The 17672-nt window shown below is 61.1% G+C and carries 18 protein-coding genes; 13 read left to right on the top strand and 5 right to left on the bottom strand.

Features of this window, described 5'->3' with window-relative positions; genetic code table 11:
- Nucleotides 1-26: 26 nt before the first annotated feature.
- From AC07V4_RS06105 to AC07V4_RS06095, 3 genes are read right to left on the bottom strand one after another with little or no spacing between them, the layout of a single operon-like run.
- Nucleotides 27-833, bottom strand: coding sequence for a sulfite exporter TauE/SafE family protein (locus tag AC07V4_RS06105; RefSeq protein WP_492635573.1), 807 nt, complete (start codon nt 831-833; stop codon nt 27-29).
- Nucleotides 834-2078: an NAD(P)/FAD-dependent oxidoreductase gene (locus AC07V4_RS06100; RefSeq protein ID WP_492635574.1), complete on the bottom strand. Its 1245-nt coding sequence runs from the start codon at nt 2076-2078 to the stop codon at nt 834-836.
- Nucleotides 2079-2131: 53 nt separating this feature from the next.
- Nucleotides 2132-2467, bottom strand: a complete 336-nt coding sequence (locus AC07V4_RS06095; RefSeq protein WP_053256978.1) for an ArsR/SmtB family transcription factor — start codon at nt 2465-2467, stop codon at nt 2132-2134.
- A 95-nt stretch (nt 2468-2562) separates the two neighbouring features.
- On the opposite strand from AC07V4_RS06095, the gene AC07V4_RS06090 reads away from it, so the two are divergent.
- Entirely contained in the window at nt 2563-3426 is an 864-nt protein-coding gene (locus AC07V4_RS06090; protein ID WP_492635575.1) for an MBL fold metallo-hydrolase, read from the top strand.
- 118 nt (nt 3427-3544) lie between these two features.
- Here the strand turns inward: AC07V4_RS06090 and bkdR are convergent, their stop codons facing one another.
- A complete protein-coding gene (gene bkdR, locus AC07V4_RS06085; RefSeq protein ID WP_078743488.1) occupies nt 3545-4033 on the bottom strand; it encodes a Bkd operon transcriptional regulator BkdR in 489 nt (162 codons plus the stop codon).
- A 195-nt stretch (nt 4034-4228) separates the two neighbouring features.
- Here bkdR and AC07V4_RS06080 point away from each other — a divergent pair, with 195 nt between their 5' ends.
- From AC07V4_RS06080 to AC07V4_RS06060, 5 genes are all read left to right on the top strand, one after another.
- Entirely contained in the window at nt 4229-5464 is a 1236-nt protein-coding gene (locus tag AC07V4_RS06080) for a 3-methyl-2-oxobutanoate dehydrogenase (2-methylpropanoyl-transferring) subunit alpha (RefSeq protein WP_492635576.1), read from the top strand.
- Nucleotide 5465: 1 nt separating this feature from the next.
- The gene (locus AC07V4_RS06075; protein ID WP_065903963.1) at nt 5466-6524 is read left to right on the top strand and encodes an alpha-ketoacid dehydrogenase subunit beta; all 1059 of its coding nucleotides are present in this window, start codon (nt 5466-5468) and stop codon (nt 6522-6524) included.
- Nucleotides 6525-7784, top strand: a complete 1260-nt coding sequence (locus AC07V4_RS06070; protein WP_492635577.1) for a dihydrolipoamide acetyltransferase family protein — start codon at nt 6525-6527, stop codon at nt 7782-7784. It begins immediately after the preceding gene.
- 4 nt (nt 7785-7788) lie between these two features.
- Nucleotides 7789-9168: a dihydrolipoyl dehydrogenase gene (gene lpdA, locus AC07V4_RS06065; RefSeq protein WP_492635578.1), complete on the top strand. Its 1380-nt coding sequence runs from the start codon at nt 7789-7791 to the stop codon at nt 9166-9168.
- 224 nt (nt 9169-9392) lie between these two features.
- A complete protein-coding gene (locus tag AC07V4_RS06060) occupies nt 9393-10412 on the top strand; it encodes a branched-chain amino acid aminotransferase (protein WP_492635579.1) in 1020 nt (339 codons plus the stop codon).
- A 127-nt stretch (nt 10413-10539) separates the two neighbouring features.
- Here the strand turns inward: AC07V4_RS06060 and AC07V4_RS06055 are convergent, their stop codons facing one another.
- Nucleotides 10540-11430, bottom strand: a complete 891-nt coding sequence (locus AC07V4_RS06055) for a GNAT family acetyltransferase (RefSeq protein ID WP_492635580.1) — start codon at nt 11428-11430, stop codon at nt 10540-10542.
- Nucleotides 11431-11716: 286 nt separating this feature from the next.
- Here AC07V4_RS06055 and ctlX point away from each other — a divergent pair, with 286 nt between their 5' ends.
- The 7 genes from ctlX to AC07V4_RS06020 all read left to right on the top strand — a co-directional run bounded on the left by ctlX (nt 11717) and on the right by AC07V4_RS06020 (nt 17643).
- Nucleotides 11717-12643: a citrulline utilization hydrolase CtlX gene (gene ctlX / locus AC07V4_RS06050; protein WP_431750535.1), complete on the top strand. Its 927-nt coding sequence runs from the start codon at nt 11717-11719 to the stop codon at nt 12641-12643.
- A gap of 11 nt (nt 12644-12654) precedes the next feature.
- On the top strand, nt 12655-13701 hold the full coding sequence (gene ocd, locus AC07V4_RS06045; RefSeq protein ID WP_492635581.1) for an ornithine cyclodeaminase: 1047 nt from the start codon (nt 12655-12657) through the stop codon (nt 13699-13701).
- 246 nt (nt 13702-13947) lie between these two features.
- Nucleotides 13948-14727, top strand: a complete 780-nt coding sequence (locus AC07V4_RS06040; protein WP_492635582.1) for an ABC transporter substrate-binding protein — start codon at nt 13948-13950, stop codon at nt 14725-14727.
- Between the two features lie 168 nt (nt 14728-14895).
- On the top strand, nt 14896-15597 hold the full coding sequence (locus AC07V4_RS06035; protein WP_492635583.1) for an ABC transporter permease: 702 nt from the start codon (nt 14896-14898) through the stop codon (nt 15595-15597).
- Nucleotides 15594-16307: an ABC transporter permease gene (locus tag AC07V4_RS06030; protein WP_492635584.1), complete on the top strand. Its 714-nt coding sequence runs from the start codon at nt 15594-15596 to the stop codon at nt 16305-16307. Before AC07V4_RS06035 ends, AC07V4_RS06030 begins: the two co-directional genes overlap by 4 nt.
- 3 nt (nt 16308-16310) lie before the next feature.
- Nucleotides 16311-17141: an ABC transporter ATP-binding protein gene (locus tag AC07V4_RS06025; protein WP_492635585.1), complete on the top strand. Its 831-nt coding sequence runs from the start codon at nt 16311-16313 to the stop codon at nt 17139-17141.
- A gap of 4 nt (nt 17142-17145) precedes the next feature.
- Entirely contained in the window at nt 17146-17643 is a 498-nt protein-coding gene (locus tag AC07V4_RS06020) for an Lrp/AsnC family transcriptional regulator (protein WP_029296543.1), read from the top strand.
- The last annotated feature ends 29 nt before the right edge of the window (nt 17644-17672 follow it).

The raw sequence follows: 17672 nt of genomic DNA, 5'->3' as shown, positions 1-17672 counted from the left end.
TTACGTTACCGACGCGGCTGCCAGCTTCAGGCCAGCGCCCGCAGCAACATGCCAGCGGCCACCAGCACGCACAGGCTGGCAAACCCGACTTGCAAGGTTCGCGCACGAACCTGTGCGCACAGGCGCCGGCCGGCCAACATGCCGACGATGCTCGCACCGATAAACACCCAGCCCATGGGCTCGATGCTGACACCGGCATGCATCGCACCTGCTACACCAATCAGCGAGATCAGGCTGATCACCATCAACGAGGTGGCGACGATGCCGCGCATCTGCACATCGGTCAGTTGCTTGAACGCCGGCACGATCAGGAAGCCGCCGCCCACGCCAAGCAGGCCCGACACGGCGCCGGTCACGGCTCCCAGCGCAGCCAGGGTGGCGCTGCATTTGGCGGTCCAGGCCAGGCGTCCGGTCTGTTGATTGAGCATGCAGTTCTTCTGGCCCCAGGACGCGGCGCCATGGTCGCTGGGCCCGGGCTCGACCTTTTCGCGCTGCAACATGCGCCAGGCCACTAGCACCATCAGTGCACTGAACAGGCCCATCAGCAGGTTTTCCGGTAACTGGTGGGCAAAGAACACGCCCAAGGGTGAGAACAACGCACCGAGCAAAGCGATCAACAGCGCGGCGCGATAACGCACCAGCCCATGGCGCAAACCATCGATCGCACCCACCGCCGCCGCCGCACCCACGGCGAATAACGAAACCGGCGCCGCCTGGGTCATGCTCAAGCCCAGCCCCAGCACCAACGCCGGCACTCCAAGGATGCCGCCACCGGCGCCGGTAAGGCCCATGACCAGGCCCATCAACACACCCAACACACTCGCCAGCAGCATTCAGTCCACCTTGCTCAGGCGGGTCAGCCACTCACGACCTTTGAGCATGCCGTTCCAGTAGAACCACGGCAGTAACGTAGCCTTGAGGAACCACATCGAACGCCGCGCCTGGGTCGGGTCGAGGGGAAAGGTCGGCAGCAGCTTGCCGCCGTAGCCGAACTCGGCCAGCACCACCTTGCCTTTCTCTACCGTCAGCGGGCAGGAACCATAGCCGTCGTACTTGAGCGGCAGCGGCGCCTGTTTGCGCAGGGCCAACAGATTTTCGGCGACCACCACGATCTGCTTGCGCACGGCCGCGGCGGTCTTGGCGTTGGTGGTGGAGCACACGTCGCCCAGGCCGAAGATATGCGGGTAACGCACGTGTTGCAGGCTTTGGGGATTGACCTCGCACCAACCGGCTGCATCGGCCAGCGCGCTTTGGTGGATAAAGCCAGGGGAAACTTGCGGTGGGACCACGTGCAGCACATCAAAGGATTTTTCTTCGACCTTGACGTTGCCCTCGGCGTCCTTCACTTCGAACCAGGCTTTGCGCGCCGGGCCGTCGACCTTGATCAGGTTGGAATTGAACGCCAGCCGCGCCTGGTACTTCTCGATGTATTTCATCAGCGGCGGCACAAAGGTCGCCACGCCAAACAACGCGGCACCGGCCAGGTTGAATTCGACGTCGATATTTTTCAGATGGCCTTGCTTGAGCCAGTGATCACAGGACAGGTACATGGCCTTTTGCGGCGCGCCGGCACATTTGATCGGCATGGCCGGCTGGGTGAAGATCGCCTTGCCGCCCTTGAGTTGCTGCACCAATTGCCACGTGTAAGTGGCGTGCTCGTAGCTGTAGTTGGACGTGACACCGTTGTGGCCGAGAGTGTCTTGCAGGCCCTCGATTTTCTCCCAGGCCAGGCGCAGGCCGGGACAGACGATCAGGTTGTTCCAGGTCATACGCTGGCCGCTGTCGAGCACCAGGGTCTGCTCATCGGGCAGTAATTCAGTGACGGCAGCCTGCACCCAGGTGACGCCGTTGGGCAGCACATCGGCTAAACGGCGACGGGTCTTTTTCACGTCGTAGGCACCGCCGCCGACCAGTGTCCAGGCCGGTTGGTAACAGTGGTATTCGCTCGGTTCGATCAGGGTGATATTCAACTGCGGGTCGCGCTTGAGCAGACTGGCCAGCAGGCCAATGCCTGCCGAGCCGCCGCCGATGACTACGATATCGCCACTGATGGTCGGTCCCCAGTGTTGGTCATTCATGGTCAATCGCCTTTCTTATGGTCAATGCACACAAGGGTCGTTGCCGTACGGCGTCACGCCCAGCTTTTCATGACCGCGCCGCAGTACAAACCGGACAAGGTCTTCATCACTTGAATCACTTCGTGGCTGGCCAGGCCGTAGAAAATGTATTTGCCTTCCCGACGGGTAGCGACCAGCCCTTCGTCACGCAGGATGCCCAACTGTTGCGACAAGGTGGGCTGGCGTACGCCGGTCATGGTTTCCAGTTCGCCGACGTTGCGTTCGCCCTGGGTCAACTGGCACAGGATCAACAAACGGTCCTCGTTGGCCAGGGCCTTGAGCAAGGAACACGCCTTGGACGCCGAGGCCCGCAACTGGGCGACTTCGCCTTCACTCAGAGTAGATTCCATTTGCTTCGGGTCCTTTGTGTCACTTAAGCTCAAAACATTATGTGTAAACGTAAACTGATTGTAACCACTTTTTTTCGCCACTGGGGACAGCCGCCATGCCAGCGTTGATTCAAGCCTTTCTGGACGAGGCATCGTCGACCTACACCTACGTCATCTATGAAACCGACGGCGGCCCGTGCGCCATCGTCGACTCGGTACTCAACTACGACCCGGCTTCCGGGCGTACCGATACCACCCAGGCCGACAAGGTGATCGAGTTTGTGCGTGAGCACGACTTGCAGGTGCAGTGGTTGCTGGAAACCCACGCTCACGCCGATCACCTGTCCGCTGCGCCCTACTTGCGGCGCACCTTGGGCGGCAAGATCGCCATTGGCCAATCCATCAGCAAGGTGCAGGGTGTATTCAAGAACCTGTTCAACCTGGAGCCGGAATTTCGCGTGGACGGCTCGCAGTTCGATCACCTGTTCGCGCCGGATGAGATCTTTCATATCGGCAACTTGAAGGCCCAGGCGCTGCATGTACCCGGGCATACCCCGGCAGATATGGCGTACTTGATCGACGATCGCTTGATTCTGGTGGGCGACACGCTGTTCATGCCGGATGTCGGCACGGCCCGTTGCGACTTCCCCGGTGGAGATGCGCGGCAGCTGTATGCGTCGATGCGCAAGCTGCTGGCCTTTCCGTTGGAAACCGAACTGTACGTGTGCCATGACTACCCGCCTGAAGGGCGCGAGGCGAAATGCCTGACGACCGTGGCGGAGCAACGGGCGGCGAATATTCATGTGCATGACGGCGTGGATGAGACGACGTTCGTGGAGATGCGCACCAAACGTGACGCTGGCCTGGGAATGCCGACGCTATTGTTGCCGGCAATCCAGGTAAATGTGCGGGCGGGGAATATGCCGCCGGCGGAAGAAAACGGGGTGACCTACCTGAAAATCCCTCTGAACCAACTCTGAAATGCTGAACCCTGTGGGAGCTGGCTTGCCTGCGATGGCGGTGTATCAGGCAATATTATTGGTAGCCGGCAATCCGCTATCGCAGGCAAGTCAGCTCCCACATTTGGAGGGTGTTGAATCAAGTGCCCAGGTTGATGCCGTTGGCCGGTAGCGGCAATGCGGTTTTATAACGCACTTGCTTCAACGCAAAGCTCGACCGGATGTTCGCCACACCCGGTACCTTGGTCAGAAAATCCATCATGAAACGCTCCAGCGACTGGATCGTCGGCACCAGCACTCGGATCAAATAGTCTGGATCACCTGCCATCAGGTAACACTCCATCACTTCTGGCCGGTCCGAAATCGCCCCTTCGAATTGCTGCAAGGCCAACTCGTTCTGCTTTTCCAGGCTCACATGGATGAACACGTTGACGTGCAGCCCCAGCAGGTCGGCGTCCAACAACGTGACCTGGTCACGAATCAGGCCCAACTCCTCCATCGCCTTCACCCGGTTGAAACACGGCGTGGGCGACAGGTTCACCGAACGCGCCAGGTCGGCGTTGGTGATGCGGGCGTTCTCCTGCAAGGCGTTGAGAATGCCGATATCGGTACGGTCCAGTTTGCGCATAAGACAAAATCACCTGTTTATTATGTTTATGCAGTTTTTTTATCCGCAAATGATCTCGGGCGCAATGAAACAGAGATAAATATTCTTCTACGCCACGCCTATGATTGTTGTAGGACAAGATTTCTCCTACCCGGAGACTGACTGTCAGCTAGCGCGCCCACTACAAGAAATTCACAAGATAGAGCGTAGAAAGCCATGACCCAGCAGTACGAACCGCTGCGCCTGCACGTTCCCGAACCCTCGGGCCGCCCAGGCTGCAAGACTGACTTTACCTACCTGCGCCTGAACGACGCGGGCCTGGTGCGCAAACCCGCCATCGACGTAGAACCCGCCGACACCGCCGACCTGGCCAAGGGCCTGATCCGTGTGCTTGACGACCAGGGCCAGGCCCTGGGCCCATGGGCTGAAGGTGTCTCGGTAGAGATCATGCGTAAAGGCATGCGCGCCATGCTCAAGACGCGGATCTTCGACAACCGCATGGTGGTCGCCCAGCGTCAGAAAAAAATGTCGTTCTATATGCAAAGCCTTGGCGAAGAAGCCATCGGCAGCGCCCAGGCCCTGGCCTTGAACATCGACGACATGTGCTTCCCCACCTACCGCCAGCAAAGCATCCTGATGGCCCGCGAAGTGCCGCTGGTGGACCTGATCTGCCAACTGCTGTCCAACGAGCGTGACCCGCTCAAAGGCCGTCAGTTGCCGATCATGTATTCGGTAAAAGACGCCGGGTTCTTCACCATCTCCGGTAACCTCGCGACCCAATTCGTACAAGGCGTGGGCTGGGGCATGGCCTCGGCGATCAAGGGCGATACGAAAATCGCCTCGGCCTGGATCGGTGACGGCGCCACCGCCGAATCCGACTTCCACACCGCTCTCACCTTCGCCCACGTGTACCGCGCCCCGGTGATCCTCAACGTGGTCAACAACCAATGGGCCATCTCCACTTTCCAAGCCATTGCCGGTGGTGAAGCCACCACCTTCGCCGGACGCGGCGTCGGTTGTGGCATCGCCTCCCTGCGCGTGGACGGCAACGACTTTATCGCGGTGTACGCCGCCTCCGCCTGGGCTGCCGAACGTGCGCGCCGCAACCTGGGGCCAACCCTGATCGAATGGGTCACTTATCGCGCCGGCCCGCACTCGACCTCCGATGATCCGTCGAAGTACCGCCCAGCCGATGACTGGAGCCACTTCCCCCTGGGCGACCCGATTGCCCGCCTCAAGCAGCACCTGATCCAGATTGGCCAGTGGTCCGAAGAGGAGCACGCGGCGGTCAGTGCCGAACTTGAAGCCGAAGTCATCGCGGCGCAAAAACAAGCCGAACAGTACGGCACCCTCGCCGGCGGCCAGATTCCAAGCGCCGCGACCATGTTCGAAGACGTCTACAAAGAGATGCCGGAGCACTTGAAGCGCCAGCGTCAAGAGTTGGGGATCTGACATGAACGATCACAACAACAGCATCGAATTGGAAACTGCCATGACCACCACCACCATGACCATGATCCAGGCCCTGCGCTCGGCCATGGATGTGATGCTCGAACGTGACGACAACGTGGTGGTGTTCGGCCAGGACGTCGGTTACTTCGGCGGTGTGTTCCGTTGCACCGAAGGCTTGCAGACCAAATACGGCAGCTCGCGGGTGTTTGATGCGCCGATTTCCGAAAGCGGCATCATCGGCGTCGCCGTGGGCATGGGTGCCTATGGCCTGCGCCCGGTGGCCGAGATCCAGTTCGCCGACTACGTCTACCCCGCCACTGACCAGATCATCTCCGAAGCCGCCCGCCTGCGTTATCGCTCGGCCGGCCAGTTCACCGCGCCACTGACCATGCGCATGCCCTGCGGCGGCGGCATCTACGGCGGCCAGACCCACAGCCAGAGTATTGAAGCGGTGTTCACCCAGGTCTGCGGCCTGCGCACGGTGATGCCGTCCAACCCCTACGACGCCAAGGGCCTGCTGATCGCCTCCATCGAAAACGATGACCCGGTGATCTTCCTGGAGCCCAAGCGCCTGTACAACGGCCCGTTCGATGGCCATCACGACCGCCCGGTAACACCGTGGTCGAAACACCCGCAAGCCCAAGTGCCGGACGGCTACTACACCGTGCCGCTGGACGTCGCCGCCATCGTGCGTCCGGGTTCGGCAGTCACCGTGCTGACCTATGGCACCACCGTGTATGTGTCCCAGGTCGCTGCCGAAGAAACCGGCATCGACGCCGAAGTCATCGACCTGCGCAGCCTGTGGCCGCTGGACCTGGAAACCATCGTCAAGTCGGTGAAAAAGACCGGCCGTTGCGTGGTGGTGCATGAAGCCACCCGTACCTGCGGTTTTGGTGCCGAGTTGGTATCGCTGGTGCAAGAGCATTGCTTCCACCACCTGGAAGCGCCCATCGAACGCGTCACGGGTTGGGACACCCCCTACCCGCACGCGCAAGAGTGGGCGTATTTCCCTGGGCCGTCCCGAGTGGGCGCGGCATTGAAACGGGTCATGGAGGTCTGAATGGGCACGCACGTTATCAAGATGCCGGACATCGGCGAAGGCATCGCGGAAGTTGAATTGTCGGTGTGGCATGTGAAGGTCGGCGACCTGGTGGTAGAAGACCAGGTGCTGGCGGATGTAATGACCGACAAGGCGATGGTGGATATTCCCTCGCCGGTGCACGGCAAGGTGATCTCCCTCGGCGGTGAGCCGGGTGAGGTCATGGCCGTGGGCAGTATTTTGATCAGTATTGAAGTGGAAGGCGCCGGCAACGCCAAGGATACGCCGGCAGTGGCTGAGCCTGTAAAGGCAGCACCGGCTCCGATCGTTGAAGCCAAGCCGACCCCAGCGACCGACGTAAAACCGCTCGCCAAACCTGCAGCGGCACCCGTTGCCCGCGACGCAGGCGAGCGCCCGCTGGCCTCCCCGGCCGTGCGCAAACATGCACTGGATGCCGGTATTCAGCTGCGACTGGTCCAGGGCTCTGGCCCGGCCGGGCGCATCTTGCATGAAGACCTCGACGCCTACCTGCACCAAGGCGCGACCAAGCCTTCGACAGCCGCCAACCCCTACGCCGAACGCAACGACGAATTACAGATCCCGGTGATCGGCATGCGCCGCAAGATCGCCCAGCGCATGCAGGACGCCACCCGGCGCGCCGCGCATTTCAGCTACGTGGAAGAAATCGACGTCACTGCCCTCGACGAATTGCGTGTGCACCTCAATGAGAAACACGGCGCCACTCGCGGCAAGCTGACCCTGCTGCCATTCATCGTGCGCGCCATGGTGGTGGCACTGCGTGACTTCCCGCAGATCAACGCGCGTTACGACGACGAAGCCCAGGTCATCACCCGCCTCGGTGCTGTACATGTAGGCGTTGCCACCCAGAGCGACGTCGGCCTGATGGTGCCGGTGGTGCGCCATGCTGAAGCCCGCAGCCTGTGGGGCAATGCCGAAGAAATCGCGCGCTTGGCCATCGCAGCACGCAATGGCAAGGCCAGCCGCGATGAACTGTCGGGCTCGACTATCACCCTGACCAGCCTGGGTGCCTTGGGCGGCATCGTCAGCACGCCAGTGCTGAACCTGCCGGAAGTGGCGATTGTCGGCGTCAACCGTATCGTGGAGCGGCCGATGGTGATCAAGGGCCAAATCGTGGTACGCAAGATGATGAACCTCTCCAGCTCCTTCGATCACCGCGTGGTCGACGGCATGGACGCGGCGCAATTCATCCAGGCCATTCGCGGCCTGCTCGAACAACCCGCCAGCTTGTTCCTGGAGTAAGGGCATGACTCAGACATTGAACACTACGCTGCTGATTATCGGCGGCGGCCCCGGCGGTTATGTGGCGGCCATCCGCGCCGGCCAACTGGGCATCCCGACCATCCTGGTGGAAGGCCAGGCGCTGGGCGGCACGTGCCTGAACATTGGCTGCATCCCATCCAAAGCCTTGATCCATGTGGCCGAGCAGTTCCAGCAAACCGTGCACCACAGCCAGGGTTCACAGCTGGGTATCGAAGTGGATGTGCCGACCCTGGACATCCGCAAAAGCGTGGAATGGAAAGACGGCATCGTCGACCGCCTGACCACCGGCGTCGCCGCGCTGCTGAAGAAGCACAAGGTGCAAGTGATCCACGGTTGGGCCAAGGTGGTGGACGGCAAGACCATCGAGGTGGGCGAGCAGCGTATCCACTGCGAACATCTGCTGCTGGCCACCGGCTCGAAAAGCGTCAACCTGCCGATGCTGCCGCTTGGCGGGCCGGTCATCTCGTCCACCGAAGCCTTGACGCCCACCCGCGTGCCCAAGCGCTTGATCGTGGTCGGTGGCGGTTATATCGGCCTGGAGCTGGGCACGGCCTACCGCAAGCTGGGCGCCGAGGTCAGTGTGGTCGAAGCGCAGGAACGCATCCTGCCAGCCTACGACGGCGAGCTGACACTGCCCGTGGCGGAATCCCTCAAGCAGTTGGGCGTGAAGTTGTACCTCAAGCACAGCGTCACCGGGTTTGAGAACAACCGCCTGCAAGTGCGCGACCCGCAGGGCGAGACCTTGTTCCTGGAAGCCGACCAGGTGCTGGTGGCCGTGGGTCGCAAACCCAATACCCAGGGCTGGAACCTCGAAGCGCTGAACCTGGCGATGAACGGTGCGGCGATCAAGGTCGACCAGCATTGCCAGACCAGCATGCGCAACGTGTGGGCCATCGGTGACTTGAGCGGCGAACCGATGCTGGCGCACCGGGCCATGGCCCAGGGTGAGATGGTCGCCGAACTGATCAGCGGCAAGCACCGCGAATTCAACCCGGCCGCCATCCCGGCGGTGTGCTTTACCGATCCGGAACTGGTGGTGGTGGGCAAGACCCCGGACGAGGCCAAGGCCGCAGGGCTGGACTGCATCGTGTCGAGCTTCCCGTTCGCGGCCAATGGCCGGGCGATGACCCTGGAATCGAAAACCGGCTTCGTACGGGTGGTGGCGCGGCGCGACAATCACTTGATCGTCGGTTGGCAAGCGGTCGGCGTGGGCGTGTCCGAGTTGTCCACGGCCTTTGGCCTGAGCCTGGAGATGGGGTCTCGCCTGGAAGATGTCGCCGGCACTATTCACGCTCACCCGACCCTGGGTGAAGCGGTGCAGGAAGCAGCATTGAGGGCATTAGGTCACGCGCTGCATCTGTAATACCGCGGTGAGGCCATCGCGGGCAAGCCCGGCTCCCACAGTGGAATGCATTCCAAATGTGGGAGCTGGCTTACCTGCGATGACGACGGGTCAGCCAATACAGATGCTGAATGGTCGGCCCACCCGCTCCCACACAAAGCAAGAATGCAGTATTGTTGCGCCCATCCAGAAAAAACCGACAAGCCTGCCTTCGACCAGGCGGTTGACCAGAGATAGAGGGTGTCATGGGTAACGAAAGCATCAATTGGGACAAGCTGGGCTTTGACTACATCAAGACCGACAAGCGGTTTATCCAGCTGTTCAAAGACGGCGAGTGGCAAGCAGGCAAGCTGACCGACGACAACGTGCTGCACATCAGCGAAGGCTCAACCGCCCTGCACTATGGCCAACAGTGCTTCGAAGGCCTCAAGGCCTACCGCTGCAAGGACGGCTCGATCAACCTGTTCCGTCCGGACCAGAACGCTGCCCGTATGCAACGCAGCTGCGCCCGCCTGCTGATGCCGCATGTGCCGACCGACGTGTTCATCGACGCCTGCAAGCAAGTGGTCAAGGCCAACGAGCGGTTCATCCCGCCGTACGGCAGCGGTGGTGCGCTGTACCTGCGCCCGTTCGTGATCGGCACCGGTGACAACATCGGCGTGCGTACCGCACCGGAGTTCATCTTCTCGGTGTTCGCCATCCCGGTCGGTGCTTACTTCAAGGGTGGCCTGGTGCCGCACAATTTCCAGATCTCCACCTTCGACCGCGCCGCGCCACAGGGCACCGGTGCGGCCAAGGTCGGTGGCAACTACGCCGCCAGCCTGATGCCGGGTTCCGAAGCGAAGAAATCCGGCTTCGCCGACGCGATTTACCTGGACCCGATGACCCATTCGAAAATCGAGGAAGTCGGTTCGGCCAACTTCTTCGGGATCACCCACGACAATAAGTTCATCACACCGAAATCGCCTTCGGTGCTGCCAGGCATCACCCGCCTGTCGCTGATCGAACTGGCCAAGACCCGCCTGGGCCTGGAAGTGGTCGAGGGCGAAGTGTTCATCGACAAGCTGGACCAGTTCAAGGAAGCCGGTGCGTGCGGTACTGCTGCGGTGATTTCGCCGATCGGCGGCATCCAGTACAACGGCAAGCTGCATGTGTTCCATAGCGAAACCGAAGTCGGCCCAATCACCCAGAAGCTCTACAAAGAGTTGACCGGTGTACAGACCGGTGACGTTGAAGCGCCAGCGGGCTGGATCGTCAAGGTCTAAGCCACCCGCAACACAAAACAATGTGAGAGGGGGCTTGCCCCCGATAGCAGTAGATCAGTCGATATATCTGTGACTGATACACCGCCGTCGGGAGCAAGCCCCCTCCTACATTTGATCTCCAGTGTCTTCAGGATTGGGGGATATTCACCGCAATCTTCTTGCCCATGCTGATCCTCGGTTCTACCCCATAGCCCAACGCCTCGTAGAACCCCACCACCGCTTCATTGCTGCCGTTGATCTGCAGGTTGATCTTCATGCAGCCCAGCGCCGTCAGCGCCTGCTCTGCATGGCGCACCAACGAGGCGCCCAGGCCCTGGCGCCGATAATCGGCGTGCACCGCCACTGAATACAGCCAGCCGCGATGACCGTCGTACCCGGCCAGAATGGTCCCTATCACCACCTTTTTGTCGGTCGCGACGAAGAACAGCCCATCGTTGACCGCCAGCTTCTTATCAATCGCCAGGGTCGGCAGGTTATGGGCGGCGTCATAACCAAATGCCTGCTGCCACAGCGTGACGACTTGCGCACGGTGTTGGCGGTCGCGGTAGGGACCGATGGGATGGCGGGAGGACAAAGACTTCTCCATCACCAGGGTGCGTTCATTGCCGTGATATACATCACGCACCGTATGAAAGCCCAGCTTCGTGTAGAACGGCTCGGCGGTCAGCGAGGCAGGCACGCTCAGGGTGGTCACGCCGGCTTCCCGGGCGCGCAGTTCGATCTCGATCATCAGCAGCCGACCAATCCCCTGCCCTTGCAGCGCCGGGTTGACGAACACCGAGCGCACCACGTTGGCATCCAGAGCTGCCGTGGCAACGATGACCTGATCCTGGGTCGCCACCAGCACGACACGGCGCTGGAGCAGCCCGAGCACGGCATCGGGCGTGAAGTTGCTTGCGACCCGCGCGATCACCTCCACCGGATAGTCTCGCGCATTGCTGCTGTGCAGGGCAGCCAGGATGACCTGGCTGATCCCCTCGGCATCGGTGGTTTGGGCAAGACGAACAGCGGTAGACATGCGGGGCTCCTTGCTGAAACAGATTTCAAAACCATCCCCATACTAATGTGGGAGCTGGCTTGCCTGCGATAGCGGTCTGTCAGCCAACCTATTTATGGCTGATACACCGCTATCGCAGGCAAGCCAGCTCCCACAGTTTGACTGCATTCCAGCCCTACAGCCGATTCGGCTGCGCCACTGCCTTTTTCAGCTTTCCCGGCTGACCTGCCCCGCTGTTTCAGCCGGGATTCACCCCACGCAACGCACAAAATAGCGCCATAGCTCACTCCATGGATTTCGTGCACCCATGCAAACCACCAACACCGTCTTGATGATTCGCCCGGCGCGCTTTGCCTTCAACCCGGACACTGCGATCAACAACCGTTTCCAACGCCCGCCCCTCGACCCGCTCGGCGCGCAGCAGAAAGCGCTGGAAGAGTTCGACGGCTATGTCGACACCCTGCGCAATCACGGCGTTGAAGTGCTGGTGGTACAGGACACTCCGGCGCCCCATACCCCTGACTCGATTTTCCCCAACAACTGGTGGAGCAGCCACGCCGACGGCAGCCTCGTGCTGTACCCGATGGAAGGCCAGAACCGACGACTGGAGCGCAACAAGGGTGTGCTGCAAGTGCTGGAGCAGCGCTTTTCGATCAAGGACACCATCGACCTGAGTCACCTGGAACAACAAAACATTTTCCTCGAAGGCACCGGCAGCATGGTGCTCGACCGCCAACACCGCATCAGCTACGCCTGCCACTCCGGGCGCACGCACCAGGATGCCCTGCGCCAGTTCGCCGAACGCCTCGACTACCAGCTATGCGTGTTCCACGCCGTCGACCGCCACCACGCGCCGATCTATCACAGCAACGTGATGATGAGTGTCGGCCGCGACCTGTCGGTGGTGTGCCTGCAAGCCCTGCCCGATGCCTTTGAGCGCCGCACCCTGGAACGCTCCCTGCGCGACACCGGCAAGGACATCCTCGGCCTGGATTTCGACCAACTTGAAGCCTTCGCCGGAAACATGCTCGAGGTGCATGACCGTGACGGCCAGCCGCTGCTGGTGATGTCTGCCAGCGCCTGGAACGCCCTGCAACCGGCGCAGCGCCAGCATGTGGAACGCCACACCCGCCCGGTGGTGGTGAACATCGACAACATCGAACGCATCGGCGGCGGCAGTGCCCGCTGCATGCTCGCGGAAGTGCATCTGCCCGCCCGCCCCTCATTTCAATAAGGAGTCTTGCCATGACCCGTTACATCGACGTCAACGACCTCTGCTACCTGGTCTCGCAGAAGAGCCTGCAAACCTGCATCAGTGAAATGGCCGAGTACATCCGCGCCGACTACCTGCGCTGGCAGGATTTCGAGAAATGCGCGCGTCTGGCCAACCATTCGCCGGATGGCGTGATCGAGTTGATGCCGGTGTCTGACGCCTCGCTGTACGCCTTCAAATACGTCAACGGCCACCCCAAAAATACCCTGGCCGGCATGCTCACCGTCATGGCCTTCGGCGCCCTGGGCGATGTGGACACCGGTCAACCGGTGCTACTGGCGGAAATGACCCTGACCACCGCCATCCGCACCGCCGCCACCTCAGCCCTGGTGGCCCGCTACCTGGCCCGCGACAATAGCCGCAGCATGGCGCTGATCGGCAACGGCTCACAAAGTGAATTCCAGGCCCTGGCCTTCCACAGCATGCTCGGCATCAAAGAGATCCGCCTGTTCGATATCGACGCCAAGGCCACGGCCAAACTCGCCGCCAACCTCAAGGCGTTCCCGGCGCTCAAGGTGATCCTGGCCGGCAGCGTGGCCGAGGCGGTGAAAGGTGCGGACATCGTCACCACCGTGACCGCCGACAAGGCTTACGCGACCATCCTCACCGACGAAATGATCGAACCGGGCATGCACCTGAATGCCGTGGGCGGCGACTGCCCGGGCAAGACTGAGCTGGACCGGCGCATTGTCGAACGCGCCCGGGTGATCGTCGAGTACGAACCGCAGAGCCGCATCGAAGGTGAAATCCAGCACATGCCGCACGACTCGCCCGTGACCGAGCTGTGGCAGGTGATCAACGGCCAGAAGCCCGGCCGCGAGAATGCGCGCCAGATCACCCTGTTCGACTCGGTGGGCTTTGCCATCGAAGACTACTCGGCCCTGCGTTATGTGTTGGATGTGGCCAAGGCGCTGGACATCGGCAGCACACTGGAACTGGTGCCGGACCTGGCCGACCCGAAAGATCTGTATGCGCGCCTGGCCCAACAACCGGTGGCACAGCAGAAAAAGCGCGCCTGAGACCGCTCTGGCCTGCCGCTTTGCGCCCAGGGCAGGCCAGACTTTCAACTTCAAAAAGCCGATTCAGCGTGTACAACAGCCGATTCCGCTGCATTGCGCGTTTTAACAGCGTAATTCGCGCTTTATGCATGGGGTAAACGACACAAAAAACGCACCACCATGAAGCATTCTCTGCGCCAACAATAAAGATTTGTTTCATCTCTATGACTGCCCCTGACATCAATTACAAAATATAGGGACTCCACCATGACTCCACTGCGATCACTCTTCGCTGCATTGCTGTTGCCACTGTGCGCCACCACCGCCCAGGCCCAAGACTGGAAGGAAATCCGCTTCGGCGTCTTCCCCGAGTACCCACCCTTTGAATCCGTGGCCGCCGATGGCAGCCTGCAAGGCTTCGATATCGAATTGGGCAATGCGATCTGCGCCAAGCTCGACGTCAAATGCACGTGGGTGCATAACGAATTCGACGGCATGATCCCGGCCCTGCGGGCGCGCAAGTTCGACGCGATCATGTCGTCCATGGCCGTGACCCCGGCACGGGAGAAGGTCATCGACTTCACCGACCGGCTATTCCTCAGCCCGACGTCGGTGATCACCCGCAAAAACGCCGACTTCGGCGACACCCCGGACTCGTTGAAAGGCAAACAGGTAGGCGTGCTGCAAGGCTCGTTGCAGGAAGCCTACGCCCGTGCGCAACTGGCCAAGCTGGGCGCGCAAATCAAGGCGTACCAATCCCAGGAACAGAACTACGCCGACCTGCAGAATGGCCGCCTTGACGCCACCCTGACCGACAAGCTCGAAGCCCAGCTCAACTTCCTGTCCAAGCCTGAGGGCGCCGACTTCAAGAGCGGCCCGGCCTTCAAGGACCCAACCCTGCCCCTGGACATCGCCATGGGCCTGCGCAAGAACGACCAGGAATTGCGCGCGCTGATCAACAAGGGCATCGCCGCCGTACAAGCCGATGGCACCTATGCGCAGATCCAGAAGAAGTACTTCGGCGATCAGGACATCTACCACGAGTAAGTCACCTAGCCTCGGCAGGAGAACGCTTGTGTGGGAGGGGGCTTGCCCCCGATGAGGGCGTGCCAGTCGACGCCTGTATTGGCTGACCTACCGCTATCGGGGGCAAGCCCCCTCCCACACAAGCCCGCTATTACTGGGGTTTGTCTGCGCCCTTTAGAGATCATCTCTATGAATGAATTCCTCAATTTGCAAGGCTACGGCCCGATGCTGGCCCAAGGCGCGTGGATGACGCTCAAGCTGGCGTTCCTGGCGCTGGCCCTGAGCCTCACCCTCGGCCTGATTGCCGCCGGCGCCAAGCTCTCCAGCGCCAAATGGCTGCGCGTGCCCGCCACGCTGTACACCACGCTGATCCGTAGCGTGCCTGACCTGGTGCTGATCCTGCTGATCTTCTACAGCCTGCAACTGTGGCTCAACGACCTGAGCGAAGTGTTCGGCTGGGACTACTTTGAAATCGACCCGTTCACCGCCGGGGTGATCACCCTGGGCTTTATCTACGGCGCCTATTTCACTGAAAACTTTCGCGGCGCGATCCTCAGTGTGCCGGCCGGGCAGCTTGAAGCCGCTACCGCCTACGGCCTGAGTCGCTGGCAGCGTTTTCACCTGGTGCTGTTCCCGCAACTGATGCGCTTCGCCCTGCCGGGCCTGGGCAATAACTGGCTGGTGCTGCTCAAGTCCACGGCGCTGGTGTCGATCATCGGCTTGTCGGACCTGGTCAAGGCCGCGCAAAACGCCGGCAAGACCACCAACGAGCCGCTGTATTTCCTGATTCTCGCCGGCCTGGTCTACCTGGTGATTACCACCCTCTCCAACCGCATCTTCAAGCGCCTCGAACGGCGCTACAACCTCGGCATCAAGGGGATGGCGCGATGATCGAACTGTTCCAGCAATACGGCCTGGCCTACCTGCTCAACGATGGCACGGGGTTGTCCGGGGTCGCTATGACCCTGTGGTTGTTCATTATCTCGGTACTGTTGGGGTTTGTGCTGTCGATACCGTTGGCACTGGCTCGCGTATCGGAGCACTTCTGGCTGCGTTGGCCAGTGGAGGTCTACACCTACCTGTTTCGCGGCACACCGCTGTATATCCAACTGCTGATTTGCTACACCGGGCTGTACAGCCTGGAAGTGGTGCAGGACAACGCGCTGCTCAACCAGTTTTTCCGCAATGCGCTGAACTGCACCCTGCTGGCGTTTGTGCTGAACACCTGCGCCTACACCGTGGAAATCTTCGCCGGGGCGATCCGCAATATTCCCCATGGCGAGATCGAAGCGGCGCGTGCCTATGGCCTGCACGGCTGGCGGTTGAACCTGTTCGTGGTAGTGCCGGCGGCACTGCGTCGCGCCTTGCCGGCCTACAGCAATGAAATGATCCTGATGCTGCACGCCACCTCGCTGGCGTTCACCGCCACCGTCGCCGACATCCTCAAGGTGGCCCGCGACGCCAATGCCGAGACGTTCCTGACGTTCCAGGCGTTCGGCATCGCCGCCCTGCTCTATATGCTGCTGTCCTTTGCACTGGTGGGCCTGTTCCGACTGGCCGAACGTCGCTGGATGCGCTTTCTTGTTCCTACCCGAGGCTAACCCATGAATCAGTCCGCGCAGGCCCTGGCCGCTTATCCCATCGATGCCCCCGCTGCCAAACCCGTCACCGCAGCCATCAAGCTGCAAGTCGAAGGCATCCACAAACGCTACGGCGAACACGAAGTGCTCAAGGGTGTGTCCCTCAACGCCCGCAATGGCGATGTGATCAGCCTGATCGGTGCCAGCGGCTCGGGCAAAAGCACCATGCTGCGCTGCATCAATTTTCTCGAACAGCCTGACGCCGGGGTGATCACCCTGGACGGCATCAGCATCGAAATGCAGCCCGGCCGTGCCGGCACCCGAGCGCCGCATCAGGACCAGTTGCAGAACCTGCGCACACGCCTGGCCATGGTGTTCCAGCACTTCAACCTGTGGAGCCACATGACGGTGCTGGAAAACATCACCATGGCCCCACGTCGGGTGTTGGGCGTGAGCGCCGCCGAGGCGGAAAAACGCGCACGGCTGTACCTGGACAAAGTCGGCCTGCCGGGCCGTGTGGCGGATCAATACCCGGCGTTTCTGTCCGGTGGGCAGCAACAGCGCGTGGCCATTGCGCGGGCGTTGGCGATGGAACCGGAGATCATTCTGTTCGATGAGCCCACCTCAGCACTGGACCCGGAACTTGTAGGAGAAGTCCTCAAAGTCATACAGACGTTGGCCGAGGAAGGTCGTACCATGCTGATGGTCACCCACGAAATGGGCTTTGCCCGCCAGGTGTCCAGCCAAGTGCTGTTTTTGCATCAGGGCCGTGTCGAGGAACAAGGCGGCGCCGAGATACTCGATCACCCCAACAGCGAACGCTTGCAGCAATTTCTTTCCAATCGTTTGAAGTGAACCCATGGATACCAAGGCCAACGGACCCCATTCTTCCCCTGCGCTGGATCGCATCGATGAGGCGATCATCGATGTGCTGCGCCACCAGGGGCGCATCACCTACGAAAAGCTCTCGTCGCTGGTGCATCTGACGCCCAGGCCCTGCCTGGAGCGGGTGCGCAAGCTGGAGCGACGCGGGGTGATTCGCGGGTATGGGGCGATCATCGATGTACAGATGGTCTCGCCAGGTTTGTCGTTGCTGGTGCTGGTGGCCTTGTCCAACCAAAGCGGGCGCTCGGCGCAGAAGGCTTTCGAGGCGTGCGTCAAAGCCTGCCCACAGGTGTTCGAATGCCAACTGATCAGTGGGCCGTTCGACTACAGCCTGCGCATGCGCTGCCGGGATATGGAGCATTACCGGGTGTTGACCGAGACCTGGTTGAACAATGATGAGTTGCACATTGATAAGTTGGTGGCGCATCCAGAATTGGCTGTCGTCAAAAACACCGCCACCGAGCTGGCCTGACTACGTCCTCCCAAACACTGCAAAACCCT

It is taken from the genome of Pseudomonas sp. GW821-FHT03A09 (assembly GCF_059421065.1).
The sequence above is the reverse complement of the archived record's forward strand: the minus strand, read 5'-3'. Positions and strand labels throughout refer to the sequence as shown.